We start from the raw sequence: 23,192 nt of genomic DNA, 5'->3' as shown, positions 1-23,192 counted from the left end.
AGGGTCAAACTCTCGGTATGATGGCGCCATCGTCAACAAAACCGGTGCCTCATGCCGTCCAAGAAGAAAGTCGTTACGCCCACCATCGAGAAAGACGCACGCTCCACCAAAATCCCTCCCGCCATCAGCGTGCCGCGTGGGGTAAAGACCTGGAAGGACGCCGCAGATTGGCTTCGCGCCCGCGGTATCGAGGACATCGAATGCATCACGCCGGACCTTGCCGGCGTGCCGCGCGGGAAGATGATGCCGTCGTCGAAGTTCACCTCGAACACGTCGCTGGCCCTGCCTTCCGCGCTCTACCGTCACACGATTTCCGGCGACTATCCCGAAGAGACCGGCAATTTCCGCTATGAGCCGCGCGACAGCGACCTGAAGCTCCTGCCGGATCTCTCCACGCTCTCCGTCGTGCCGTGGGAGACCGATCCGACAGCGCAGGTCATCTGCGACATCGTCGGCTCGACCGGCGAGAACGTGCCCTATACGCCCCGCAACGTCCTGAAGAACGTCGTCAAGATGTATCGCGACCGCGGCTGGCGGCCGGTCGTCGCGCCCGAGATCGAGTTCTACCTCGTCGCCATGAACGAGGACCCGGACTATCCGCTGCATCCGCCGAAGGGCCGGTCCGGCCGCGCCATTCTCGGCGGCCAGGGCTATTCCATAGCGGGGATCAACGAGTTCGACGAACTGATCGACGACATCTACCATTTCTCCGAAAAGCAGGGTCTCGAGATCGATACCCTGATCCACGAGGAGGGACCGGCGCAGCTCGAGATCAACCTGCGCCACGGCGATCCTATCGAGCTGGCCGACCAGGTCTTCCTGTTCAAACGCACGATCCGCGAGGCGGCGCTGAAGCACGGCATCTACGCCACCTTCATGGCCAAGCCCATGCAGGGCCAGGCGGGCTCGGCCATGCACATCCACCAGTCCGTGGTCGAGATCGAGACCGGCAAGAACGTCTTCTCCAATCCGGACGGTTCTGCCTCCAAGGAGTTCTTCCACTTCATCGGCGGCATGCAGGCCTATGTGCCGAAGACGCTGGTGATGATGGCGCCCTACGTGAACTCCTACCGCCGCCTGACGCCGGACATGTCCGCGCCGGTCAACAATGCCTGGGGCTACGACAACCGCACGACGGCGTTTCGCGTGCCGGTTTCGGACGCGGCGGCGCGGCGCGTCGAGAACCGCCTGCCGGGGTCGGATGCCAATCCGTACCTGGCGCTCGCGGCCTCGCTCGGCTGCGGCCTGCTCGGCATCATGAATGGCATCGAACCGAGCGAACCGACGGGCGACACCGCCAACGAGGGCACGATCGACCTGCCGCGCGGCCTTTTGGAGGCCGTGTCGCTGCTTGAATCGGACCCGGCGTTGGCGGATGTGCTGAGCGCGGAGTTCATCGGCCTCTATGCCGGCGTCAAGCGCGGCGAGTTCGAGACCTTCATGCAGGTGATCAGTCCCTGGGAGCGCGAGTTCCTGCTGCTCAACGTCTGAGCTATCAGGCGGTCCGGGCCGCCGAAGAGATCAGTCCCACGAGAGCGGCCGGCGCCCCGGCGCGCCGCCGCATCCTCTTGACCCATGAGTGTGTGCAATGCCCTGGCAAAGCCCGATTTCCCCCGGCATCTCCTGGTATGAAGCCAGTGTCGGAGAACGCCCCGAATATGCCCCCCTCGACGGTTCCGTCGAGACCGACGTCGCCATTGTCGGCGGCGGCTTCACCGGCCTCCAAGCGGCCTACAACCTCGCGAAGAAGGGCGTCCGCGTCACGCTCATCGAGGCGCACCGCTTCGGCGACGGCGCGTCCGGCCGCAACGGCGGCCAGCTTGGCACCGGCCAGCGCGCCGAGGCGGAGGTGCTGGAGGCCGAAATCGGCTTCGAGCGCGCCAAGGCGCTGTTCGACCTTGCGGAAAACGCCAAGCGCCATATCCACGACTTCGCGGCCGCGCAAAACCTCGATATCGACTATGTTCCCGGCCAGCTCAATGTCAGCCACAAGACAAGCTACGAGAAGGATTTTCGCGAGCATATCGAGATCGCGGCGACCCGCTACGGCTATCCGCACATGCATTACATGGACCGGGCGGAAACCGAGCAGCGCGTCGGCTCGAAACGCTTCCATTTCGGCATTCGCGACACCGGCACCGGGCATATCCACCCGATGAAGCTGCTCGTCGGCATCGCCCGCGCGGCACAGGCCGCGGGCGCCGGCCTCTACGAGAAGACCCCTGCCCTGAAGATCGAACGGGCCGGCGGCAAGGCGGTGATCACCACGGCGCGCGGCACGATCCGCGCCGACAAGGCGCTGGTCGCCTGCAATGCCTATATCGGCGATCTGGAGCCGAAGACGGCGGCGCATGTCATGCCGATCCGCTCCTTCATCGGCGCGACGGTGCCGCTCGACAAATTCCCGTCGGTCATTCCCGGCGGCGAGGCGATCGCCGACACGCGATTCGTCGTGCGCTACTTCCGCAAGACCCGCGACGGGCGGCTGCTCTTCGGAGGGCGCGAGGCCTATTCCGAAAACCTCGACGACATGACCCCGCCCATCCGCCGGCAGATCGAGGAGGTTTACCCCGAACTCAAGGGCATCGAGATCACCCATGCCTGGGGCGGCTCGGTCGGCATCACCATGCCGCGCAAGCCCTATGTGCGCGAGGTCATGCCCGGTATCACGACGATCGGCGGTTATTCCGGCCATGGCGTCATGCTGTCGAACTATTGCGGCAAGCTTTATGCCGACGACGTGACGGACGGCAGCGCCGAACTCGACCAGTTGAAGGCCTTGAAAATCCCGGCATTTCCCGGCGGAGCCCGGTTCCGTTCGCCGCTGCTGTTCCTCGCCATGACGTGGTACGCGATGCGCGACAGGCTCTGATCCCGTTGGAAAGCTCGATTTTGTTGCGATGCACGCTGGCGTTTTTAAATCGATTAGATTATAACACCCGGCAATAGAACAAGATCGAGATATCCGATGAGCAGCCAGATCATTCCTGTTGAACCCTTCGACTATGTCGTCTTCGGCGGAACCGGCGACCTTGCGGAGCGCAAGCTCCTTCCGGCCCTCTATCACCGCCAGCTCGCGGGCCAGCTTTCCGACCCGACGCGCATCATCGGCGCGTCGCGCACCGCCTATACGGATGCGGACTACCGCAAGTTCGCCATCGATGCGCTGAAGGAACACCTCAAGCCCGGCGAATTCGAGGACGAGCAGGTCAGGATCTTCTGCGACCGGCTGTTCTACGTCGCCGTCGATGCCAAGTCCGATCAGGGCTGGGACAAATTGAAAGACCTTCTGGACGAGGGTAAGGAGCGCGTGCGCGCCTTCTACCTCGCCGTCGCCCCGGCCATCTTCGGCGACATCTCGGAGAAGATCCGCGACCACAAGCTGATCACCAAGCAGACCCGCATCGTCGTGGAAAAGCCGATCGGCCGGGACCTTGCCTCCGCCGACGCGCTGAACAACACGATCGGCAAGGTCTTCCGCGAAGAGCAGATCTTCCGCATCGACCACTATCTCGGCAAGGAGACGGTGCAGAACCTCATGGCGCTGCGCTTTGCCAATGCGCTCTACGAGCCGCTGTGGAACTCCGCCCATATCGACCATGTGCAGATCACGGTGGCCGAATCGGTCGGCCTCGAAAGCCGCGCCGGCTACTACGACAAGGCCGGCGCGCTGCGCGACATGGTGCAGAATCACATTCTCCAGCTCCTCTGCCTCGTGGCGATGGAAGTGCCCTCCTCGATGGACGCGGAAGCCGTGCGCGACGAGAAACTGAAGGTGCTGCGCGCGCTGAAGCCGATCGACCAGTACAATGTCGAGCGGCTGACGGTGCGCGGCCAGTACCGCGCCGGCGCTTCGGCGGGCGGCCCGGTCAAGGGCTATCTGGAAGAGCTGGAAGGCGGCGTCTCCAACACGGAGACCTTCGTCGGCATCAAGGCGGAGATCGGCAACTGGCGCTGGGCGGGCGTGCCCTTCTACATCCGCACGGGCAAGCGCCTTGCCGCGCGCATGTCGGAAATCGTCATCACCTTCAAGCCGATCCCGCATTCGATCTTCGACCCCTCGGCCGGCCGCATCGAGCAGAACCAGCTCATCATCCGCCTGCAGCCGGACGAAGGCGTCAAGCAGTCGCTGATGATCAAGGATCCCGGCCCGGGCGGCATGCGCCTGCGCAACGTCTCGCTCGACATGAGCTTTGCCGAGGCCTTCGACGCGCGCAATGCGGACGCCTACGAGCGCCTGCTGCTCGACGTCATCCGCGCCAACCAGACGCTCTTCATGCGCCGCGACGAGGTCGAGGCCGCATGGCGCTGGATCGATCCGATACTCAAGGCCTGGGAAGCGACCGGCCAGCAGGCGCAAGGCTATACGGCCGGCACCTGGGGTCCGAGCCAGGCCATCGCCCTCATCGAGCGCGACGGCCGCACCTGGCATGAAACGTAGGAAAAGCCGATGAGCGCGAGACTGCATGAATTCAAGGACGGCGCGGCGCTGGCCGAAGGGCTGGCGGACAGGGTCGCCGCCGTGCTTGCGGACGCCGTCGCCACCCGCGGCAAGGCGACGATCGCGGTGTCCGGCGGCTCCACGCCGAAGGCCTTCTTCAAGGCGCTGTCCGCCCGCGACATCGACTGGTCCAAAGTGACGGTCACGCTCGTCGACGAGCGCTTCGTGCCGGCGGACAATCCGCGTTCCAACCACCTTCTCGTTGCCGAAAACCTTTTGCAGGACAAGGCGAAGGCGGCGAACTTCCTGCCGCTCTACCGGGACGCCGGCAGCGCGGAGGAAGCCGCAAAGCTCGTCTCCGAAGATACGGGCGCGCTCGGCCACCCCTTCGACGTCGCCGTCCTCGGCATGGGAACGGATGGCCATACGGCCTCGTTCTTCCCGGGCGGCAGCAAGCTGGCCGAGGCGATCTCGGCGCAAACGCCGCGCGGCGTCATCACCATGGAGGCGGAAGGCGCGGGCGAACCCCGCCTTACCTTCACCTTTGCCAGCCTCCAGGATGCGCGCCTGCTGGTGCTGCATATCGAGGGACAGGGCAAGAAGGACGTCCTTGCCGCCGCCGAGAGCGATGGCCCGGAGGAAGACATGCCGATCCGTGCCATTCTCCGCCGGGCGCAAACGCCCGTCGATATCTACTGGGCGCCCTAGAGCGCCCAGCCGGCTGAAGCCGAACATGACTGGCGTCGCAAGGACGCCCTACCCCGCGGATGGCGCAGCTCTTTCGCTCGCCTTGCCGTGAAAGAACGCAATCGAGAAAGTCAGGATAGCTCCCATGTCCGCAGACAAACGCATCGAAGCCATCACAGCCCGCATCGTCGAACGCTCGAAGCCGTTGCGCGAGCCCTATCTCGACCGCGTGCGCGCGGCCGCCTCCAAGGGCGTGCACCGCGCCGTGCTCTCCTGCGGCAACCTCGCGCACGGCTTTGCCGTCTGTTCCCCCGCCGAGAAGGACGCGCTCGCCGGCGACCGCGTTCCCAATCTCGGCATCATCACCTCCTACAACGACATGCTCTCGGCCCACCAACCGTTCGAGACCTATCCGGCGCTCATCCGCGAGGCCGCGCGGGAAGCGGGCGGCGTGGCGCAGGTCGCCGGGGGCGTGCCGGCCATGTGCGATGGTGTCACGCAGGGCCAGCCGGGCATGGAGCTGTCGCTCTTCTCGCGCGACCTGATCGCCATGGCGGCCGGCGTCGGCCTGTCGCACAACATGTTCGATTCGGTTGTCTATCTCGGCGTCTGCGACAAGATCGTGCCGGGCCTCACCATCGCGGCCCTGACCTTCGGTCACCTGCCCGCCATCTTCATTCCCGCCGGCCCTATGACCTCGGGCCTGCCGAACGACGAGAAGGCGCGCGTGCGCCAGCTCTATGCCGAGGGCAAGGCCGGGCGCGCGGAACTGCTCGAAGCCGAATCCAAGTCCTATCACGGCCCCGGCACCTGCACCTTCTACGGCACCGCCAATTCCAACCAGATGCTGATGGAGATCATGGGCTTCCACATGCCCGGCGCCTCCTTCATCAATCCCGGCACGCCGCTGCGCGACGCCTTGACGAAGGAAGCGGCCAAGCGTGCGCTCGCCATCACCGCGCAGGGCAACGAATTCACGCCCGCCGGCGAGATGATCGACGAGCGCTCCATCGTCAACGGCGTGGTAGGCCTGCATGCCACCGGCGGCTCGACCAACCACACGCTGCACCTCCTCGCCATGGCGCGCGCCGCCGGTATCGTGCTGACCTGGAAGGATATTTCAGAGCTCTCCGACGTCGTGCCGCTGCTCGCCCGCGTCTATCCGAACGGGCTTGCCGACGTTAACCATTTCCACGCGGCCGGCGGCATGGGCTTCCTGATCCAGGAACTCCTGAAGACCGGCATGCTGCATGACGACGTGCGCACGGTCTACGGCCAGGGCCTGAAGGCCTATGCGATCGATCCGAAGCTCGGCGAAAACGGCGCCGTGCATCGGGAGCCGGCGCCGAAGGTCAGCCACGATCCGAAGATCCTCGCCAATATCGAGACGCCCTTCCAGCCGACGGGCGGCCTGAAGATGCTGGCGGGCAATATCGGAAGCGCCGTCATCAAGATTTCCGCCGTGAAGCCGGAGCGTCATGTCATCGAGGCGCCGGCCAAGGTCTTCCACGACCAGCAGGAACTCAACGTCGCCTTCAAGAACGGCGAGCTGACGGGCGATTTCATCGCCGTCGTGCGTTTCCAGGGGCCGAAGTCGAACGGCATGCCGGAACTGCACAAGCTGACCACCGTGCTCGGCATCCTGCAGGATCGCGGCCAGCGCGTGGCGCTGCTCACCGACGGGCGCATGTCCGGCGCCTCCGGCAAGGTTCCCGCCGCCATCCATGTGACGCCAGAAGCGGTCGACAACGGCCCGATCGGCCGCATCCGCAACGGCGACATCATCCGGCTCGATGCCACCCACGGCACGATCGAGGTTCTGGTGGACGCCGCCGAGTTCGCCGCCCGTTCGCAGGCCGTGGCCGACCTGTCGGGCAACGAATTCGGCATGGGCCGCGAACTCTTCGCACCCTTCCGCGCCATCGCGGGGCCGGCGGATCACGGGGCGAGCGTGCTGTTCGCGTGATCGCCGTCGCGACGTGACCCGTCTTCATGAACGAAACCTTCAGGGCCGGTTCATCGTTTCCCTGGCACGATACGCGTGTTCGGAAAGCAGAACGAGCAATGAAAGGACTATTTTATGAAGAAGATCATTGTCGCCGCTATGGCACTTGTGATGGCCTCGACGGTTCCCGGCCTTGCGCAGACCTACCGGACGGAAGCGCGCGAATATCGCCAGGAAAACCGCATCGTTCGCGGCTATCACCACGGTGAGTTGACGCCTCGCGAACTGCGCCAGATCAAGCGGCAGCAGCATCGCATCGACCGCGCCCAGAGGCGCGCGGCGCGGGACGGTTATGTGACGCGGGCAGAACGCCGCAAGCTCGAACGCATGCAGGACCGTGCGTCGCGCAACATCTACCGCAAGACGCACAACGGCCGTTACGTCTACTAAGATCAAAGATTTTTTGAGTGTCCAAGCCAGCGCGGAAGCATCCGGGCTGGCTTCATTCATCCGGCCGACAACTGCTCTCCCGGGAGAAGGCGATCTCTAGGAATAGATGTTCAGCGTCCGGCCCTGGTGGTTCCGGTGCGTCGAATAGACGAAGATGCGCTGCAGATCCTTGTCGGATAGCAGGCGCAGGAAGCGCGCCTCGACCACGTCGTTGGGATAGACGCGCTGCGTCAGGCAGCCGATCATCGGCAGGCGGGCGCTGACGATATCGAGGTAGAAATTGCGCGGGAGCTGGAACTTCGACGTCATGGTGATGACGGCGCCGCTGCGCGACAGCTTGACGATCACGCCGCGACGGGAAACGAGGTTCATGAGGCCGCCGTTCTCGGTGAACTCGATGCGCGCCTCGTTGCAGGTGTCCTCCATCGGGAAGCTCTTCTCCCGATCGTACATGAAGGACTCTTCCTTGTTCAGGTAGTTGTTGCGCGCCGTATCCTGGATACCCATCTGCCTGCTGTCCCTAGCCCTGCTGTTTTCCGGAAAAAAGCCTAGGCAGCAAGGTTTAACATCGGGTTGAGCGGCAGGGCTAAATCCTGCCGCCCGGATCGGATTTCAAACGGCGCGGTAGCTTTTTCCGGCCGTATCGAAGAGGTGCAGCTTCGCCTTGTCGGCCGTGAAGCGGACCTTGTCGCCGCGCTTGACGTCGAGGATGCCGGGGATCTTGGCGATGATCGGCTCGCCCTGCACGAGACCGTCGATATAGAGCAGCGTCACCTCGCCCAGCGCCTCGACGATCGACACCGTGCCTTCGAAGAGGAAGTCTTCGCCCGTCGTGATCTGGAGGTCTTCCGGCCGCACGCCGAAACTTGCCGTCTTGCCGGTTTCCGAGGCCGCGGTCGGGATATCGACGCCGCAGATGCGCCCGCCGGTCAGCTCCAGCGCCGTCGTTTCCCCTGCAGTGGTGATCTTCGCCGGGATGATGTTCATGGCCGGCGAGCCGATGAAGCGGGCGACGAAGAGGTTTTGCGGACGCTCGTAGAGTTCGAGCGGCGGGCCGACCTGCTCGATATGGCCGGCCGAGAGCACGACGATGCGATCGGCGAGCGTCATCGCCTCCACCTGGTCGTGCGTCACGTAGATCATGGTCGTGTCGGCCATCTGCTCGTTGAGCTTGGCGATCTCGATACGGGTCGCCACGCGCAACGCCGCGTCGAGGTTCGACAGCGGTTCGTCGAAGAGGAAGACCTTGGGGTCGCGGCAGATGGCGCGGCCGATGGCGACGCGCTGGCGCTGACCGCCTGAGAGCGCCTTGGGCAGGCGGTCGAGATATTTGGTGAGCTGGAGGATATCGGCGGCGGCGCGCACGCGCCGGTCGATCTCCTCCTTGCTTTCCCCGGCGATCCGCATGCCGAAGGCCATGTTGTCGTAGACAGTCATGTGGGGATAGAGCGCATAGGACTGGAACACCATGGCGATGCCGCGCTTGGAGGGCGGCACGTCGTTGACGCGCTCGCCGTCGATCAGCATGTCGCCGCCGGTGATTTCCTCAAGTCCCGCGATCATGCGCAGGAGGGTCGACTTGCCGCAGCCGGACGGGCCGACGAAGACGATGAATTCACCCTGCTTGATATCGAGATCGATGCCGTGGATGACGTCCACCGCGCCGTAGGACTTGCGGATATCCTTGAGTACCAGTCCTGTCATGTTCCTGTCTCCCCAATAAACGGTCACGCGAAGCGGGCGAAGAACCCACTCCAGGCCGGCAGCTCTATGTTTTCCTGATGCATTACGCTTGCAAAGCCGTGCCCCTCCAGCGCCTCCAGCGTAGCGGAAGGCAGATCGGCAAGGCGGGCGATCGGGCTCATGTTGAAGGCGCAGAAAACCTTCTCGTTGCCGTGCGTTCGCACGAAGGAAAGGATGGCGCCTTCGGCCGAATGGAACGCGATCTCGCCCTTGACCAGCGCGGCATGCTGCTTGCGGAAGGCGAGGAAGCGGCGGTAATGGGCGAGCACCGAGGCCTCGTCGCCTTCCTGCACGCTGACTGCGCGCTCCAGATGGACCGCCGGCACCGGCAGCCACGGCCGGCCGAGACTGAACCCGCCCGCCTCGTCGCCGCCTTCCCAGACCATCGGCGTGCGGCAGCCGTCGCGGCCCTTGAAATCCGGCCAGAACTGGATGCCGTACGGGTCCTGCAAATCCTCGTAGGCAAGCTCGGCCTCCGGCAGGGCAAGCTCCTCGCCCTGGTAGATGCAGACGGAGCCGCGCAGCGACATGAGGATGCTGGCGAGCAGCTTGGCATGGGCGTCGTGGTCCGTGACGGCATTGCCCCAGCGGCTGACATGGCGCATCACGTCATGGTTGGAGAAGGCCCAGCAGACCCAGCCCTCGGGCGCGGCCTTTTCCAGCGCGTTCTGCGTCTCGGCGACGAAGGCCGGCGTCAGCGGATCGGGCGCCAGGAACTCGAAGGCGTAGCACATATGCATCTTGTCGCCGCCGGAGGTGTATTCTCCGGCGATCTCCAGGCCCCGCTGGCTGTCGCCCACCTCGCCGACGGCGGCGATGGCCGGGAACTCTTCCATGACGGCGCGGAAGCGCTTCAGGAATTCGAGGTTCTCCGGCTGGTTCTTGTCGTAGAGATGTTCCTGATAGTTATAAGGATTCACGGCCGGCGCGGTCTGCGCGTTGCGGCGCTCGGGGGCGAGCGACGGGTTGTCGCGCAGCTCCTTGTCGTGGAAATAGAAATTGATCGTGTCGAGGCGGAAGCCGTCGACGCCGCGCTCCAGCCAGAAGCGGGCGACCGAGAGCAGCGCGTCCTGAACCTCGGGGTTGTGAAGATTAAGGTCCGGCTGCGTGGTCAGGAAGTTGTGCATGTAATATTGCAGGCGGGTCGGATCCCACTGCCAGGCGGAACCGCCGAAGATCGACAGCCAGTTGTTCGGCGGCGTGCCGTCCGGCTTGGAATCGGCCCAGACATACCAGTCGGCCTTCGGGTTGGTGCGGCGCGAGCGGCTTTCGACGAACCAGGGATGCTTGTCGGACGTATGCGACAGCACGAGGTCGATCATGACGCGGATATTGAGCCTGTGCGCCTCGGCGATCAGCGCATCGAAATCGGCCAGCACGCCGAAGATCGGATCGACGTCCTGGTAATCCGAAACGTCGTAGCCGAAATCCTTCATCGGCGAGGTGAAGAACGGCGAAATCCAGATCGCATCCGCCCCGAGGGCGGCGACATGGGCAAGGCGCTCGGTAATGCCCCGGAGGTCGCCGATCCCGTCGCCGTTGGTGTCCTGGAAGGAGCGCGGATAGATCTGGTAGATCACCGCGCCGCGCCACCAGTCCTTGTCCGGCGTGAGAAGAGTGGAATCCAACGTCGTCATTCTTGTTTCCTGTTGCAAAAGTCCCGTCAGCCGCCCTTGACCGAACCCGCCAGCAGGCCGCGCACAAGATAGCGCTGCAGGCTGAAGAAGACGATCAGGGGGACGATGATGGTGATGAAGGCGGAGGCCGTGAGGATTTCCCAGTTGCCGCCGCGCGAGCCGAGCAGGTTCACGAGGCGTCCGGTCAGCACCAGTTCGTCATTGCCCGTGCCGAGGAAGACCATGGCGACGAGCAGGTCGTTCCACGTCCACAGGAACTGGAAGATGGCGAAGGAGGCGAGCGCCGGGAAGGAGAGCGGCAGGATGATCTTCACGAAGATGTCGAAATCGCTGGCACCGTCGACGCGGGCGGATTCCATGATCTCGCGCGGCAGGCCGGCCATGTAGTTGCGCAGCAGATAGACCGCGAGCGGCAGGCCGAAGCCCATATGGGCGAGCCATATGCCGACATAGGTCTTGGCGGGCACGCCGAAGAAGGCGCCGACGCCGTTGTAGAGCCGCAGCAGCGGGATCAGCGACATCTGCAGCGGCACGACGAGCAGGCCGACGATGACCGCGATCAGGATTGCCCGGCCGGGGAACGGCATCCAGGCCAACGCATAGGCGCAGAAGGCGGCGACGAGGATCGGGATGATGGTCGAGGGGATCGCCACGGTCAGCGAGTTGATGAAGGACGAGCCGATGCCGGCGGCGCTCAGCACTTCGCGATAGTTGTCGAGCGTGAAGCGCGGCGGCACGGAGGCGGTGTAGAAGATGCGCTGGCCGCGCGTGCCTTCCATCCGCGTCGGCGAGACGAGCTCGTAGCTGCCGTCCTCGTTGACGGTGAGCGTCTGGCCGTCGCCGATATCGGCGGGCGTGCCGGCCTCGAAGGCGGCGGGCTGCATGGGACGGAAGCCGAAGGCCGAGACCTTGGCCTCCCCGCCTTCCACGAGATCGCCCGAAATGACGAACTTGCCATCGCGCTCGACCTGCGCTTCCGGCGAGGCGGCGCGGCCGGTGAGGTTCTGCGAGGAGGTGGAAAGCGCGGTCCACCAACCCGAGACGGCGAGCTGGTCCTTGTCGCGCAGCGACGAGATCAAGAGGCCCGCGGTGGGCAGGGTCCAGAGCGCGACGATCAGCAGGACGGAAATGTGGACGACGATGATAAGCGGCGAACGGGACGTGGCAATCATCTCAGCGCTCCATTTCCTTGGTGGCGTTGCGGATGTTCCAGATCATGATCGGCACGACCAGGATCATGATGACGACAGCGATGGCCGCGCCGCGCCCGAAATCGCCGCCGCCGCGGAACATCCAGTCGAACATCAGGTTCGCCAGAACCTGCGTCTGCCACTGGCCGTTGGTCATGGCGAGCACGATGTCGAAGACCTTGAGGACGAGAATGGTGATCGTCGTCCAGACGACGGCGATCGTACCCCAGATCTGCGGAACCATGATCTTGAAGAAGATCTGGAAGCCGTTAGCGCCGTCGATGACGGCGGCCTCGATGGTCTCCTCCGGAATGCCGCGCAGCGCCGCCGACAGGATCACCATGGCAAAGCCGGTCTGGATCCAGATCAGGATGACCATCAGGAAGAAGTTGTTCCAGAAGGGAATGGTCATCCATGCCTCGGGCGCGCCGCCGAAGGCGACGACGATGGCGTTGAGGATGCCGATCTGCTCGGAGCCTTCCGAGCGGTAGTCGTAGACGAATTTCCAGATGACGGCGGCGCCGACGAAGGAGATCGCCATCGGCATGAAGATCAGCGTCTTGGCGATATTGCCCCACCAGATGCGGTCGGTGAGCGCGGCGATGACGAGGCCGAAGAAGGTGGAAAGCGCCGGAACCACCAGCAGCCAGAGGAAATTGTTGAAGATCGACTGGCGGAATTCGCCGTCGCCGAGCATCCAGACATAGTTGCTGACGCCGACGAACTGCTGGCCCGAGCGGTCGAGGAAGGAAAGCCGCACGGATTCGAAGACGGGATAGACGAGATAGATCGCCAGCGCGAAGAGCGCGGGCGCCATGAACAGCCAGGGGCGGATGGCATTGGTGAGCCTGAGGTTCCGTGAGGCCTGCGCGCCGCTGAGCCCCTTGGAGGGGAACATCCTGTCGAGCAGCCAATTGGTTCCGAAGAAATAAGCGGCGCAGGCGAGAACGCCCCCCACCATCGTGAAGACGGCGAATAACAATTGCTGCATGGCAGTTCCTCCCCAGGAATGCGCCCCTCAACGACCCTCAGAAGCGAAGCGATCGTTCACGCGGCTTTCACCGCATGGTCCGGCTGCACTTTCGCATGCGTGGAAAAACCGGCCGGCGGATGCCGGCCGGTTCGCAGAGATTACTTGATGGCGTCCCAGGCCTTCTGGACGCCATCAGCCACGTCGGCAGAGGACTTGCCGCCGACGAAATCGACCATGCCGGTCCAGAACGCGCCCGCGCCGATCTTGCCCGGCATCAGGTCGGAACCGTCGAAGCGAAACGTCGTCGAGTTCAACAGGATCTCGCCCTGCTTCTTCATCGGCGCATTGGCATAGGCTTCCTTGTTGGCGCTCTTGTAGGGCGTCAGGAAGCTGGTCTGCGCCATCCAGACCTCATGGGCGATCGGGGTCTTGAGGAATTCGATGAAGGCGCGCGAGGCCGGCGTGTCCTTGGTGATCATGGCAAGGGTGCCGGCGCCGAGAACGGGATTGCCGAGTTCCGGCTTACTGGCATAGGGCGGCATGTAGAAGAAGTCCGCGTCCTCGCCGACAACCGTGCCCTCCGGGAAGAAGGACGGGATGAACGAGGCCTGGTGATGCAGGTAGCACTTCGGCGGGGAGGCGAAGAGGCCCTTCGGGCTGTCGCGGAAGTCAGTGGATGCGACCGCCGCCGCGCCGCCGTCGACGAACTTGTCGTTCTTGGCGAACCAGCCGAACTCGTCGAGCGCGCCGACCACGGCGGCGTCCGTGAACGGGATCTCGTTCTTCACCCACTTGTCGTAGGTTTCCGGCGATGCGGTGCGCAGCATCAGGTCCTCGACCCAGTCGGTCGCCGGCCAGCCAGTGGCCCCGCCGGAACCCAGGCCGATGCACCATGGCGTGCCGCCATCGGCGACGATCTGCTCGGTCAGCGCCTTCAGGTCTTCCATGGTCTTCGGCACTTCGTAGCCGGCATCCTCGAAATTCTCCGGCACGTACCAGACGAGCGATTTCACGTCGATCTTGTAGGGGAAACCGAAGAGCGCGGCATTGCCGTCCTTGTCCTTGTAGGTCGCCAGGTCGACCCAGGACTGACCGGCGGCATAATTGTCGAGCAGCCATTGCTTGGTCTCGTCGCCGAGCGGCGTCAGGTAACCCTTGGAGGCAAGGTCGGCGATCAGGCCGGGCTGCGGGAGGATGGCGACATCAGGCGGGCTGCCGGCCTGGGTATCGATGACGATCTGCTGCTCGTAGTTTTCCGAGGAGGAATACTTGATCTCGGCGCCCGTCGCCTCGGTGAAATAGGCATAGACGACCTTGAAGAGCGCCTCGTCCTCGCCGCGCCAGGGGCCGAAGATGGTGAGCGACTGACCCTTGAGGTCATGGCCCTTCTTGAAGTCTTCGAAACTCTGCCAGTTGAACTTCGCATCTTCGCCGGGCTTGAACTTCAAGTCGGCAGCAACGGCGCCGCCCGCCATCACGAGAGCGAGCGCGGCCGTCATCAAAAATGTCTTTTTCACCTGATTTGCCTCCCATAGCAAACCCGCCCTCTCCCGGGGCAGGCGTCCACTAAAATGCCCCAAAATTCAAAGCGCTTTGGATTTCCTTTCATTCCATTTCCCCCGCGCCCTCGTCAAGTACCCCGCAATCATTTGAGCGCAAAAACGCGGCGCGTGACGCAGTGCAGCGTAGTTTTGCGGCGCAAAACGGCCAAATCCACTTTTCCTGCATGATTTGCTGATGTTAGATGCCAAAACGCTTTGGAACCAGATCAGACAACAGGAGACCCAGGCATCCAAAGCGCTTCGAATTTTTCAAGAAAGCTAAACATGTGAATCTCAAGCAGTTATCGCAATTGCTGGGCCTCTCTCAGACAACCGTGAGCAGAGCGCTGAACGGTTATCCGGAGGTCAATGCCGAGACGCGCCAGCGCGTGCTCGATGCCGTACGGGAGACCGGATACCGGCCGAACCGGGCCGCCCAGCGCCTTGCGACCGGACGGGCGGGCTCGATCGGCCTCGTCATGCCGACGGCCGACGGTATCGAGTCCGACGTGCATTTCGGCGAATTCCTGGCCGGACTCGGCGACGAGGCGGTCAAGCACGATTTCCATTTCGTCATCAACCCGAGCCACCCCGAGGACGAGACCGCGACCTGCCGGCGGCTCGTGGCGAGCGGCAATGTGGACGCGATGTTTCTTGCCTATATGCGCGAGAAGGATCCGCGCATCGCCATGCTGAAATCGTTGAAGACGCCCTTTATCGTGCATGGGCGCTCGATCGGCGTCGCGACCGATTATCCCTTCCTCGACATCGACAATACCGGCGCCTTCTACGATGCCGCGCGCCTGCTGACGCAGCTCGGGCACCGGCACTTCGCCCTGATCAACGGCCCGGACCACCTCGCCTTCGCGATCCGTCGCGAGAAGGGCACCGTGCGGGCGCTTGCCGAGCAGGGCCTCCTGCTGCGGGCGGAGTGCGTGCAGCACTCGCAGATGACGGACGAGCATGGCTTCCGCGCCATGGAGCGCTTCCTGCAACTCGATACGCCGCCGACGGCCGTCCTGTGTTCCAGCACGGTTCTGGCGCTCGGCGCCGTGCGGGCGATCAACCAGGCAGGGCTGAAGCTCGGCACGGATGTCTCGCTGATCGCCCATGACGACGTGCTGCCGATGCTGAAGCCGGAGAATTTCATGGTGCCGCTGACAACGACGCGCTCGTCGCTGCGCGCCGCCGGCCAGCGCATCGCCCGGCGGCTCATCGCCAACATCCTCGACCTGGAGACCCTGCCGCAGCAGGAACTGTGGAAGACCGACCTCATCGTGCGCGCCTCGACCGGACCCGCCCCGACGCGGAAATGAAAAGGCGCCCCGCGGGGCGCCCTGAATGCCGGCTGGTCCTCAGAACTTCGGCGGCGTCCTGCCGGCCTTGCGATAGGCGGCGATCACGGTGTTGGCCATCAGCATGGCGATGGTCATCGGGCCGACACCGCCCGGAACAGGCGTGATGACACCCGCGACCTTCACGCAATCCTCGAAGGCGACGTCGCCGACGAGGCGGGACTTGCCCTCGGCGGTGGTGATGCGGTTGATGCCGACGTCGATGACGGTGGCGCCGGGCTTCACCCAGTCGGCCTTCACCATTTCCGCGCGCCCGACGGCCGCAACCAGGATATCGGCGTTGCGGCAGACGGCGGCGAGGTCCTTGGTGCGCGAATGCGCCGTCGTCACCGTCGCATTGGCGGCAAGCAGCAGCGCGGACATCGGCTTGCCGAAGAGGTTGGAGCGGCCGATGACGACGGCGTTGAGGCCGGAAAGGTCGTTGCCGTGCGTGCGACGCACGAAGACCATGGCGCCGGCCGGCGTGCAGGAGACGAGGCCGCCGTCGAGATCACCCGTCGCCACCTTGCCCGCATTGACCACATGCAGGCCGTCGACGTCCTTCTCCGGCCGGATCGACTGGATGATGGGATCGGAAACCAGGTGCTTGGGCAAGGGAAGCTGGACAAGGATGCCGTGGACGCTCTCGTCGGCATTCAGCGTCTCGACGAGGCGGGCAAGCTCTTCCTGCGTCGTTTCCTCGGGCAACGTGTGCTGGATGGAGGTGAAGCCGCATTCCTTGGCCATGCGGCTCTTGGAAGAGACATAGGCATGGCTTGCCGGATCATTGCCGACGATGACGACGGCAAGGCCCGGCTTTACGCCCGCATCCTTCTCCAGGGCGGCAGCGGCGGACTTCACAGCGTCAATCACGGAAGCGGCAACCTGCTTCCCATCGATAATGGTGGTCACATTTCTCTCCCTGAATGAATTGCGCCCACTCTAGTGGGGCGGCTGCTCGGCGGGATGGCCTCTTAACGCCCTATGCTGTCCAAAACACATAATTTCAAGCCGCAAGCAGGAGAAGGGCCGCAGAAACATCCTTTCCTGTCATCCGTGAAAGGCGCCCGCCGAGCGATGAAGGAACCACGCATGCAACCCAGAGAGAGTATGAGCTTGCAAGAATTCTTCGGGTGCCGGACAACGAGACTGAGGTATAAAACAATAAATATCAATGATTTAAGCACATGGTTAACGAACAGACAACTTCCGTAGCTGCCTTTTTGGGAAATCCTTAAACGGCCTTTCAGCGGAGGCTGCTAGAGGGAGACAACGCAAGCCTTGCGGGAGCAGCATGAAGCCAGGCCCCAGAGACATTGCCGAACATTCCGGGCGGACGGGCCATGAGACCCTGCCGCAAGCCGGCATTCTCTACGGGAGAAACTGCGTCATGGCCTTCGTGTCGGGCAACATCGTCGCCTCGCAACGGGATATCCTCGGCCTGCCGGTCTGCGATCTCGGCTGGGCCGACGCCTTCGCCTTTGCCGAAGAGATTGCGACCATGCCCTTCGGACAGAGCGTCATCGCCTTTCTCAATGCCGAGAACGGCAACCGGATGATGCAGGACGCGGAATACCGTACCGTGCTGGAGCGCCAGATCGTGCTACCGGACGGCCAGGGCATCGACATCGCGTCCCGGCTGTTCCACGGCAAGCCCTTCCCCGAAAATCTCAGCGGCACGGCCTTCGTTCCCGCGCTGCTGACCTACCTTTCCAGACCGATGCGCATCGCGCTGATCGGCGGCGAGAAGGCGACGTTGACGCGGGCTGCCGAAGCATTGCGCCGGCACACGCCCTGGCACGACATCCTGCCGATCGCCGACGGCGCGTTCGACCCGGCCCAGTCCGATACCGTAATGGAGCGCGTGCGCATGGCGAATGTGGACATCCTCGTCGTCGACATGGGCAGCCCGGCGCAGGAGAAATGGATCGACCGCCATGTCGGGCCCGGCCATGCGCGGCTGGTGCTCAGCGTCGCCGGCCTGTTCGATGCCCTCGCGAACGAGAACGACGGCGCGCCGCTTCCCGCGCGCAGGCCTCGCCATGAATGGCTCAGCCGGTTCGTGCGCAAACCCAACCGCACCGATCCGCTCTTCCTCTACCACATCCTGCGCTACAAGCTCTCCGGCATGCGTCCGGCGCGCGGCATGGTCGCAACGGCAAAGGCCGGCACGCTCTAGCGGCCGGCCTCGACGGAATTTCTTCTCGAAAGGCGGGTGTCAGTGCCCGCCGCTTTTGTCAGTCGGCTCGACAGCCGGAACCTCGCCCTTGAGCAGCGTCACGCCGCGCTTTTGCGGCGGCTGTTCTACCGAGGCGGTGGTGAGGTAGTCGATCTGCTCGACATAGACCTCGGCGATGACCTCCGCGCCGAAGCGGCGGTTCAGCCCCTCCTTCACGACGCCGCGGAAGGCCTCCAGGTCGAAACTGCCGGCGGCCTCCACGTCGATCAGCTTCTTGCCGACGAGCAGGGTGTAAAGCTCGTCGGTGATCATCTGCGGCAGCGGCACGACCTGCTTGGACGCCAATTCCTTGTTCGCCTTGTAGGCGAGCTTGGTCAGGAGGTAGCCGTTGACGCCGCCCTCCCCGATGACGGGCACGGTGGTCGTATAGCCGCTGACGAATTCCATGGCCGCCTCGCGCTCGGCGGCGGCGGTATCGACCTTGGGGGCCGAGGCCATCGTCAGCGAGAAATAGACCGAGGCAAGCGTGATCGCGAGAATCCAGACGCCGGTGCCGATGAGCTTGATCATGTACCGTAACCCACGCGGAACTGTTCCTGCGAATAGGTGCCGTCAGCCTCGAGGTCCTGCACGGCGTTCTTCAGGATGCTGACGACCTCGCGCACGGCTTCGAGATGGGCCGAGACGCGCTGGGCGTTGGTGGCGAGCTTTTCGCGCACGCGGGCCAGCTGGGTCGAGAAGGTCGGCGGGACTTCTTCCGGGCGCACGTCGCGGCTCAGCATCGCCAGTTCGTAAAGGCAGCGGCTCTTGTGGGCGTTCGAGGTCGGCAGGTCGAAATTCGGATCGCTGCCGATATTGTCGTTCTCGGCATCGATGATCGTTTCGAGCCGGCCGAGGACAGTGCGGATCCGCAGTTCGTTGTTAGCCTGTTCCATCTTGTTGGTCTCCGCTTATGCTTTTTTATCGTCTTGCTTGATGCCGGGCGTCAGGTCGGCAAAGGCCTGGCGCTGCAACGACTGCACCATGCCGGCGGCGACACGGTCAGCGTCCTTGTCCTTCGGATTGGTGGTGATGCCGCTCTTTCCGGCAAGGCTCTCGGCAATGCCGATACCGCCGCCCTTGGCGAGCGCTTCGCCGAGCTGGTCGGCCATCATGCCGCGCCACATCTCGCCCGCCGTGCCCTTGCCGTAGAGCTCTTCGCTCTCCGTCGGCATCATCGACTTCACGAAATTCTGCAGCACCATCGATTCGAATTTGCGCAGATGCTCCGGGATCGCCTTGGCGCCTACCGCCTTGACGCCTTCGGCGCCCTGAGTGGCAACGGTATCGCGATTGAGGATGCCGACGGCGGCCTGGAAACCGGCGCCCGCTTCGGCGAGGCTGTTGGCCTCGAAGGCGGCGCGATTCGACTTCAGCTTGGCTTGCGCTTCCTGAACCTGGCTCGGGTCGGCAGCACGCACGACATCGAGCACCAGGTCGCTGGGGGGAGAAATTGCCACGTCTCAGAGCCTTTCAGGTGATCCTCAACGACCGGACCCGTCCTCATGGCGGTCCGCCGGCCTCGAATTCCGGACATCCAATCCGCCCGCGCCATCGTGTGGCCGCTTCGGCAAACTTCGTCATCGTCCTGATGCGACTATCGCTGCTCAACCTTACGGGAGGCTGGTGGCGGATGACGAAGCCGTGACGGCCCCGGTTCCGAAATCCACTTTGACGCAAGCTTGATAAGGGGCCGGTAAAACGTGTTTTCTTCCAGAGGCTTGAAAGAAGGGCCTAGTCGTTGCCCGACTTGTAGGCGATGTGCTGGTCGATGAGGTCGTAGATCGAATCGTCCGCAGCCTCGCGCTCCTCGGCGCTGCGGGCCTCCTTCATGCGGTCTTCCATGCGGTCGCCCTTGGTGCGTTCGCGCACCACGCGCATCTCGTGCATCTGCTGCACGTTGGACAGCATCTGCTCCTGCTGCTGCAGCCGGCTGTACTGGCCGGAATAGTGATGCGAGAAGCTGCGGTGCACCGGATCGAGCGAATTGATCGCCTCGACGACCACATCCATCGTCTCCGCAACCTCCTGCCGCTGGCGGGTGGTGTTGGCAAGGTCGATCTCCGCCATCTTCTCCAGGTGGCGCTGGACGGTGACGAGGCGCTTCAGCTTGTCCGAGCGGTTCTGCGCCATGTCAGCCTCCGCGGAACACCGGCAGGAAGCCGGCCGTGAAGATTTCCAGCATCGAGGAAATGCCGAAATAGAGCAGGACCATGCCGCCCATGATGATGAAGGGCAGCGAGACGAAGTAGATCGGAATCTGCGGCGCGAGCTTGTTGACGAGGCCGACGGAGACGTTGAACACCAGGCCGTAGAGGATGAAGGGGCTGGCGAGCCTGAGCATGATCATGAAGGTCTGGCTCAGCGTGTCGGTGAGCGTGATCAGCGCGCTCTGCGGGTTGAAGCCTGCGCCGAGCGGCATGACATTGTAGGAATCCACCAGCGCGCGCAGAATGACGTGGTGGAAATCCAGTATGAAAAGCACCATCAGGCCGGCGAAGGACAGAAGGTTCGTCAGCTGGTTTTCGGCCGTGTCCTCGATGACGTCAGGCGTCGGCGGCGCGTTGAAGCCCATCATCATGGTGAGCACCGTGCCGGCGAATTGCAGGCCGAGCACATAGTAGCGCGCGATGAGGCCGATCACCGCCCCGGTCAGCGTTTCGAAGACGATCAGCTTGAGATAGCCGTCGAGCGAACCGGAGGTGCGCGGATAGATCGTGTCCCAGAGGATCGGCAGGATCGCCATGGAGATCGCCACCGCGAGGAACAGGCGGATCTGCATGGAAAGGCGCGCGGAGGAAAACCCCGGCAGCAGCATGAAACACCCGCCGACACGGCAGAAGGCGGCGAACAGCGCCAGCACCGTGCCCTGCGGGTCCGTTATCATGAAATGGAGCCGAGAATCTTGATCTCGATGCCCTTGGCGAGCTCGACATGCGAGAGAACCGGCAATGTGGCGAACAGGCGCTCGATGATCATGCGCACATAAGAACGGGATTCGGGCGACGTGACCAGTACAAAGGGCGTGCCGCGGTCGAGAAACTCGCGGATAACCCGGGTCGCCTGCTCGGAAAACTCTTCGAGCTGGCGCGGATCGATGTCGAACTCGACGATCTCGCCCTTCGAGTCGCGCTTGAGGGCCTGGTGGAAGACCATGTCCCACTTGTTGCCGAGGCGAAGCACCGGCAGCACACCGTTGTCGGTGAGGTCACCGCAGATCTGCTGCGCCATGCGGATGCGCACATGCTCGACGATCTGCTCGGTCTTGCGCACATGCGGCGCGAGTTCGGCCACCGCTTCGAGGATGAGATGCAGGTTGCGGATGGAGACGCGCTCGGCAAGCAGCAGCTTCAGCACGGCCTGCAGGCCCGAATAGGACATGTGCGACGAGCAGATCTCGTCGGCCAGCTTGCGGTATTCCGGATCAAGGCGCTCGATCAGCACCTTGACGTCCTTGTAGGACAGAAGCTGCGGCAGGTTGTTGCGGATGACTTCCGACAGGTGCGTCAGCACCACGGAAACGTTGTCGATCGGGTGGAAGCCTTCGCGGCGCAGGTCATCGGCAAAGGTTTCGAGGATCGAGACGGCCGGCATGCCGAAGGCGGGCTCGCGGATATCGTCGCCCGGCACGCTCGGCTTGCGGCCGCCGCCGGTGACGACGAGCACCTCGCCGACGCGCACGATGTTGGAGGCGATCGTCGTGCCGTGGATGCGGATGTGGTAGGACTTGTCCGGGATGGTGATGTCGTCGGAGACCTTGATCTCCGGCACGACGAAACCGTACTGGCCGGCGAACTTCTTGCGCATCTTGCCGACGCGGAAAGCCAGTTCCTGGTGCGCGCCGAGCAGGCGCGTGGAGACCTGCTTGCCGAGCAGGAGCTCGATCTCGGCCGTCTTCAGCACCGACTTGACCGAATCCTTCTCCTGGTCGCGGGTCTGCTGGACCTGCTGGGCCTCCTGCTCGCGCTTGACGCGGTTCTCCTCCTCGATGCGGCGCGGGATGATCCAGCCGCCGAATGCCATGACGCCGCCGAGCGCCATGAAGGGAACGAAGGGCAGGCCCGGCATGATTGCGAGCAGGATCATCAGGCCGGCGGCGACGAGAAGCGCGCGCGGATAGCCGGAGAGCTGGTTGATGACCGCCTGGTCGGTGGAGCCAGCCGTGCCGCCGCGCGAGACGATGAGGCCGGCGGCGAGCGAGACGATCAGGGCGGGGATCTGCGAGACGAGGCCGTCGCCGACCGACAGCTTGACGAAGACGTCGGCGGCTTCGCCGAGCTCCATGCCGTGGCGGAAATAGCCGATGATGATGCCGCCGAAGACGTTGATGGCGGTGATGAGCAGACCGGCGATGGCGTCGCCGCGCACGAATTTCGAGGCACCGTCCATCGAACCGAAGAAGGAGCTTTCCTCTTCCAGCTCGCGGCGGCGAAGCTGCGCCTGCTTCTCGTCGATGAGGCCGGCCGAGAGGTCGGCGTCGATCGACATCTGCTTGCCGGGAATGGCATCGAGGGTGAAGCGCGCGCCGACTTCCGCGATACGCGTCGCGCCCTTGGTGATGACGATGAAGTTCACCACGATCAGGATCATGAAGACGATGATACCGATGACGAAATCGCCGGACATGACGAGGCTGGCGAAGCCCGCGATAACCCCGCCCGCCGCGTCGTGACCCTCGTTGCCGTGGGACAGGATGACGCGCGTCGTCGCGATGTTGAGCGCCAGGCGTATCATCGTCGCGATCAGCAGGACGGTCGGGAAGGACGAGAAGTCGAGCGGGCGCTGGATCCACAGCGCGACCATCAGGATGAGCACGGAGAAGGCGATGGAGAAAGCCAGCCCGATATCGATCATGAAGGGCGGGATCGGCAGGAAGAGGATCGACAGGATCGTCAGGATGCCCACGGCGAACGCGATGTCGCGGCCGCGAGGGCTTACCTTCGGAAGGTTGATTGCCGGTACTTGCGCCATCTGAATGCTTCCCGTCTCGTCATGAGAGGCTGCGGCGCGTCACACGCGCCGCCCATTTCACC

Annotated in this window: 21 protein-coding genes; 8 read left to right on the top strand and 13 right to left on the bottom strand. The window is 63.8% G+C overall.

What is annotated here, in order from left to right; all coding sequences use genetic code 11:
* Positions 1-51 precede the first annotated feature (51 nt).
* From Q9316_RS02870 to Q9316_RS02845, 6 genes are all read left to right on the top strand, one after another.
* Entirely contained in the window at positions 52-1,491 is a 1,440-nt protein-coding gene (locus tag Q9316_RS02870; protein WP_306033756.1) for a glutamine synthetase family protein, read from the top strand.
* A 97-nt stretch (positions 1,492-1,588) separates the two neighbouring features.
* Positions 1,589-2,872, top strand: a complete 1,284-nt coding sequence (locus Q9316_RS02865) for an NAD(P)/FAD-dependent oxidoreductase (protein WP_306033755.1) — start codon at positions 1,589-1,591, stop codon at positions 2,870-2,872.
* A gap of 96 nt (positions 2,873-2,968) precedes the next feature.
* Positions 2,969-4,441, top strand: a complete 1,473-nt coding sequence (zwf, locus tag Q9316_RS02860; protein WP_306033754.1) for a glucose-6-phosphate dehydrogenase — start codon at positions 2,969-2,971, stop codon at positions 4,439-4,441.
* A gap of 9 nt (positions 4,442-4,450) precedes the next feature.
* Positions 4,451-5,149, top strand: coding sequence for a 6-phosphogluconolactonase (gene pgl / locus Q9316_RS02855; protein ID WP_306033753.1), 699 nt, complete (start codon positions 4,451-4,453; stop codon positions 5,147-5,149).
* A gap of 124 nt (positions 5,150-5,273) precedes the next feature.
* A complete protein-coding gene (gene edd / locus Q9316_RS02850; RefSeq protein WP_306033752.1) occupies positions 5,274-7,094 on the top strand; it encodes a phosphogluconate dehydratase in 1,821 nt (606 codons plus the stop codon).
* Positions 7,095-7,208: 114 nt separating this feature from the next.
* A complete protein-coding gene (locus Q9316_RS02845; protein ID WP_306033751.1) occupies positions 7,209-7,523 on the top strand; it encodes a hypothetical protein in 315 nt (104 codons plus the stop codon).
* 96 nt (positions 7,524-7,619) lie between these two features.
* Here the strand turns inward: Q9316_RS02845 and Q9316_RS02840 are convergent, their stop codons facing one another.
* From Q9316_RS02840 to Q9316_RS02815, 6 genes are all read right to left on the bottom strand, one after another.
* Positions 7,620-8,030: a hypothetical protein gene (locus Q9316_RS02840; protein ID WP_306033750.1), complete on the bottom strand. Its 411-nt coding sequence runs from the start codon at positions 8,028-8,030 to the stop codon at positions 7,620-7,622.
* A gap of 105 nt (positions 8,031-8,135) precedes the next feature.
* Positions 8,136-9,227: an ABC transporter ATP-binding protein gene (locus tag Q9316_RS02835; RefSeq protein WP_306033749.1), complete on the bottom strand. Its 1,092-nt coding sequence runs from the start codon at positions 9,225-9,227 to the stop codon at positions 8,136-8,138.
* A gap of 23 nt (positions 9,228-9,250) precedes the next feature.
* Positions 9,251-10,903, bottom strand: coding sequence for a beta-galactosidase BglA (bglA, locus tag Q9316_RS02830; protein WP_306033748.1), 1,653 nt, complete (start codon positions 10,901-10,903; stop codon positions 9,251-9,253).
* A 26-nt stretch (positions 10,904-10,929) separates the two neighbouring features.
* A complete protein-coding gene (locus tag Q9316_RS02825; protein ID WP_306033747.1) occupies positions 10,930-12,075 on the bottom strand; it encodes a carbohydrate ABC transporter permease in 1,146 nt (381 codons plus the stop codon).
* A gap of 1 nt (position 12,076) precedes the next feature.
* Positions 12,077-13,084 carry a carbohydrate ABC transporter permease gene (locus Q9316_RS02820; RefSeq protein WP_306033746.1) on the bottom strand — a complete coding sequence of 336 codons (1,008 nt, stop codon included), beginning with the start codon at positions 13,082-13,084 and terminating at the stop codon, positions 12,077-12,079.
* 140 nt (positions 13,085-13,224) lie between these two features.
* Positions 13,225-14,565 carry an ABC transporter substrate-binding protein gene (locus Q9316_RS02815; protein ID WP_371877986.1) on the bottom strand — a complete coding sequence of 447 codons (1,341 nt, stop codon included), beginning with the start codon at positions 14,563-14,565 and terminating at the stop codon, positions 13,225-13,227.
* A gap of 329 nt (positions 14,566-14,894) precedes the next feature.
* Between Q9316_RS02815 and Q9316_RS02810 the strand changes: the two genes are divergently transcribed.
* Positions 14,895-15,923 (top strand): substrate-binding domain-containing protein, encoded by a 1,029-nt coding sequence (locus Q9316_RS02810; protein WP_306033744.1) that lies wholly within the window; start codon positions 14,895-14,897, stop codon positions 15,921-15,923.
* A 39-nt stretch (positions 15,924-15,962) separates the two neighbouring features.
* Here the strand turns inward: Q9316_RS02810 and folD are convergent, their stop codons facing one another.
* Positions 15,963-16,853, bottom strand: coding sequence for a bifunctional methylenetetrahydrofolate dehydrogenase/methenyltetrahydrofolate cyclohydrolase FolD (gene folD, locus Q9316_RS02805; RefSeq protein WP_306033743.1), 891 nt, complete (start codon positions 16,851-16,853; stop codon positions 15,963-15,965).
* A gap of 478 nt (positions 16,854-17,331) precedes the next feature.
* Here folD and Q9316_RS02800 point away from each other — a divergent pair, with 478 nt between their 5' ends.
* Positions 17,332-18,120 carry a WecB/TagA/CpsF family glycosyltransferase gene (locus Q9316_RS02800; RefSeq protein ID WP_306033742.1) on the top strand — a complete coding sequence of 263 codons (789 nt, stop codon included), beginning with the start codon at positions 17,332-17,334 and terminating at the stop codon, positions 18,118-18,120.
* Between the two features lie 39 nt (positions 18,121-18,159).
* Here Q9316_RS02800 and Q9316_RS02795 read toward each other — a convergent pair whose 3' ends face one another.
* The 6 genes from Q9316_RS02795 to flhA all read right to left on the bottom strand — a co-directional run bounded on the left by Q9316_RS02795 (position 18,160) and on the right by flhA (position 23,130).
* Positions 18,160-18,690 carry a hypothetical protein gene (locus Q9316_RS02795; RefSeq protein WP_306033741.1) on the bottom strand — a complete coding sequence of 177 codons (531 nt, stop codon included), beginning with the start codon at positions 18,688-18,690 and terminating at the stop codon, positions 18,160-18,162.
* Positions 18,687-19,055, bottom strand: coding sequence for a hypothetical protein (locus Q9316_RS02790; RefSeq protein WP_306033740.1), 369 nt, complete (start codon positions 19,053-19,055; stop codon positions 18,687-18,689). Before Q9316_RS02790 ends, Q9316_RS02795 begins: the two co-directional genes overlap by 4 nt.
* 15 nt (positions 19,056-19,070) lie before the next feature.
* Positions 19,071-19,619 (bottom strand): rod-binding protein, encoded by a 549-nt coding sequence (locus tag Q9316_RS02785; RefSeq protein WP_306033739.1) that lies wholly within the window; start codon positions 19,617-19,619, stop codon positions 19,071-19,073.
* 274 nt (positions 19,620-19,893) lie between these two features.
* Positions 19,894-20,292 (bottom strand): hypothetical protein, encoded by a 399-nt coding sequence (locus tag Q9316_RS02780; RefSeq protein ID WP_306033738.1) that lies wholly within the window; start codon positions 20,290-20,292, stop codon positions 19,894-19,896.
* Between the two features lies 1 nt (position 20,293).
* A complete protein-coding gene (fliR, locus tag Q9316_RS02775) occupies positions 20,294-21,046 on the bottom strand; it encodes a flagellar biosynthetic protein FliR (protein ID WP_306033737.1) in 753 nt (250 codons plus the stop codon).
* A complete protein-coding gene (gene flhA / locus Q9316_RS02770) occupies positions 21,043-23,130 on the bottom strand; it encodes a flagellar biosynthesis protein FlhA (protein WP_306033736.1) in 2,088 nt (695 codons plus the stop codon). Before flhA ends, fliR begins: the two co-directional genes overlap by 4 nt.
* Between the last annotated feature and the right edge of the window lie 62 nt (positions 23,131-23,192).

The sequence above is a fragment of the Shinella zoogloeoides genome (assembly GCF_030733845.1).
Lineage (GTDB): Bacteria > Pseudomonadota > Alphaproteobacteria > Rhizobiales > Rhizobiaceae > Shinella > Shinella zoogloeoides_C.
Note: the sequence above shows the minus strand (reverse complement) of the source record. Positions and strands in the feature narration are given on the sequence as shown.

What these genes read in the sequence shown, in the direction of transcription:
- Q9316_RS02870 (WP_306033756.1), top strand. Translation starts at nt 52, where the DNA reads ATGCCGTCCAAGAAGAAAGTCGTTACGCCCACCATCGAGAAAGACGCA.
- Q9316_RS02865 (WP_306033755.1), top strand. Translation starts at nt 1,589, where the DNA reads ATGCCCTGGCAAAGCCCGATTTCCCCCGGCATCTCCTGGTATGAAGCC.
- zwf (WP_306033754.1), top strand. Translation starts at nt 2,969, where the DNA reads ATGAGCAGCCAGATCATTCCTGTTGAACCCTTCGACTATGTCGTCTTC.
- pgl (WP_306033753.1), top strand. Translation starts at nt 4,451, where the DNA reads ATGAGCGCGAGACTGCATGAATTCAAGGACGGCGCGGCGCTGGCCGAA.
- edd (WP_306033752.1), top strand. Translation starts at nt 5,274, where the DNA reads ATGTCCGCAGACAAACGCATCGAAGCCATCACAGCCCGCATCGTCGAA.
- Q9316_RS02845 (WP_306033751.1), top strand. Translation starts at nt 7,209, where the DNA reads ATGAAGAAGATCATTGTCGCCGCTATGGCACTTGTGATGGCCTCGACG.
- Q9316_RS02840 (WP_306033750.1), bottom strand. Translation starts at nt 8,030, where the DNA reads ATGGGTATCCAGGATACGGCGCGCAACAACTACCTGAACAAGGAAGAG.
- Q9316_RS02835 (WP_306033749.1), bottom strand. Translation starts at nt 9,227, where the DNA reads ATGACAGGACTGGTACTCAAGGATATCCGCAAGTCCTACGGCGCGGTG.
- bglA (WP_306033748.1), bottom strand. Translation starts at nt 10,903, where the DNA reads ATGACGACGTTGGATTCCACTCTTCTCACGCCGGACAAGGACTGGTGG.
- Q9316_RS02825 (WP_306033747.1), bottom strand. Translation starts at nt 12,075, where the DNA reads ATGATTGCCACGTCCCGTTCGCCGCTTATCATCGTCGTCCACATTTCC.
- Q9316_RS02820 (WP_306033746.1), bottom strand. Translation starts at nt 13,084, where the DNA reads ATGCAGCAATTGTTATTCGCCGTCTTCACGATGGTGGGGGGCGTTCTC.
- Q9316_RS02815 (WP_371877986.1), bottom strand. Translation starts at nt 14,565, where the DNA reads ATGACGGCCGCGCTCGCTCTCGTGATGGCGGGCGGCGCCGTTGCTGCC.
- Q9316_RS02800 (WP_306033742.1), top strand. Translation starts at nt 17,332, where the DNA reads ATGGCCTTCGTGTCGGGCAACATCGTCGCCTCGCAACGGGATATCCTC.
- Q9316_RS02795 (WP_306033741.1), bottom strand. Translation starts at nt 18,690, where the DNA reads ATGATCAAGCTCATCGGCACCGGCGTCTGGATTCTCGCGATCACGCTT.
- Q9316_RS02790 (WP_306033740.1), bottom strand. Translation starts at nt 19,055, where the DNA reads ATGGAACAGGCTAACAACGAACTGCGGATCCGCACTGTCCTCGGCCGG.
- Q9316_RS02780 (WP_306033738.1), bottom strand. Translation starts at nt 20,292, where the DNA reads ATGGCGCAGAACCGCTCGGACAAGCTGAAGCGCCTCGTCACCGTCCAG.
- fliR (WP_306033737.1), bottom strand. Translation starts at nt 21,046, where the DNA reads ATGATAACGGACCCGCAGGGCACGGTGCTGGCGCTGTTCGCCGCCTTC.
- flhA (WP_306033736.1), bottom strand. Translation starts at nt 23,130, where the DNA reads ATGGCGCAAGTACCGGCAATCAACCTTCCGAAGGTAAGCCCTCGCGGC.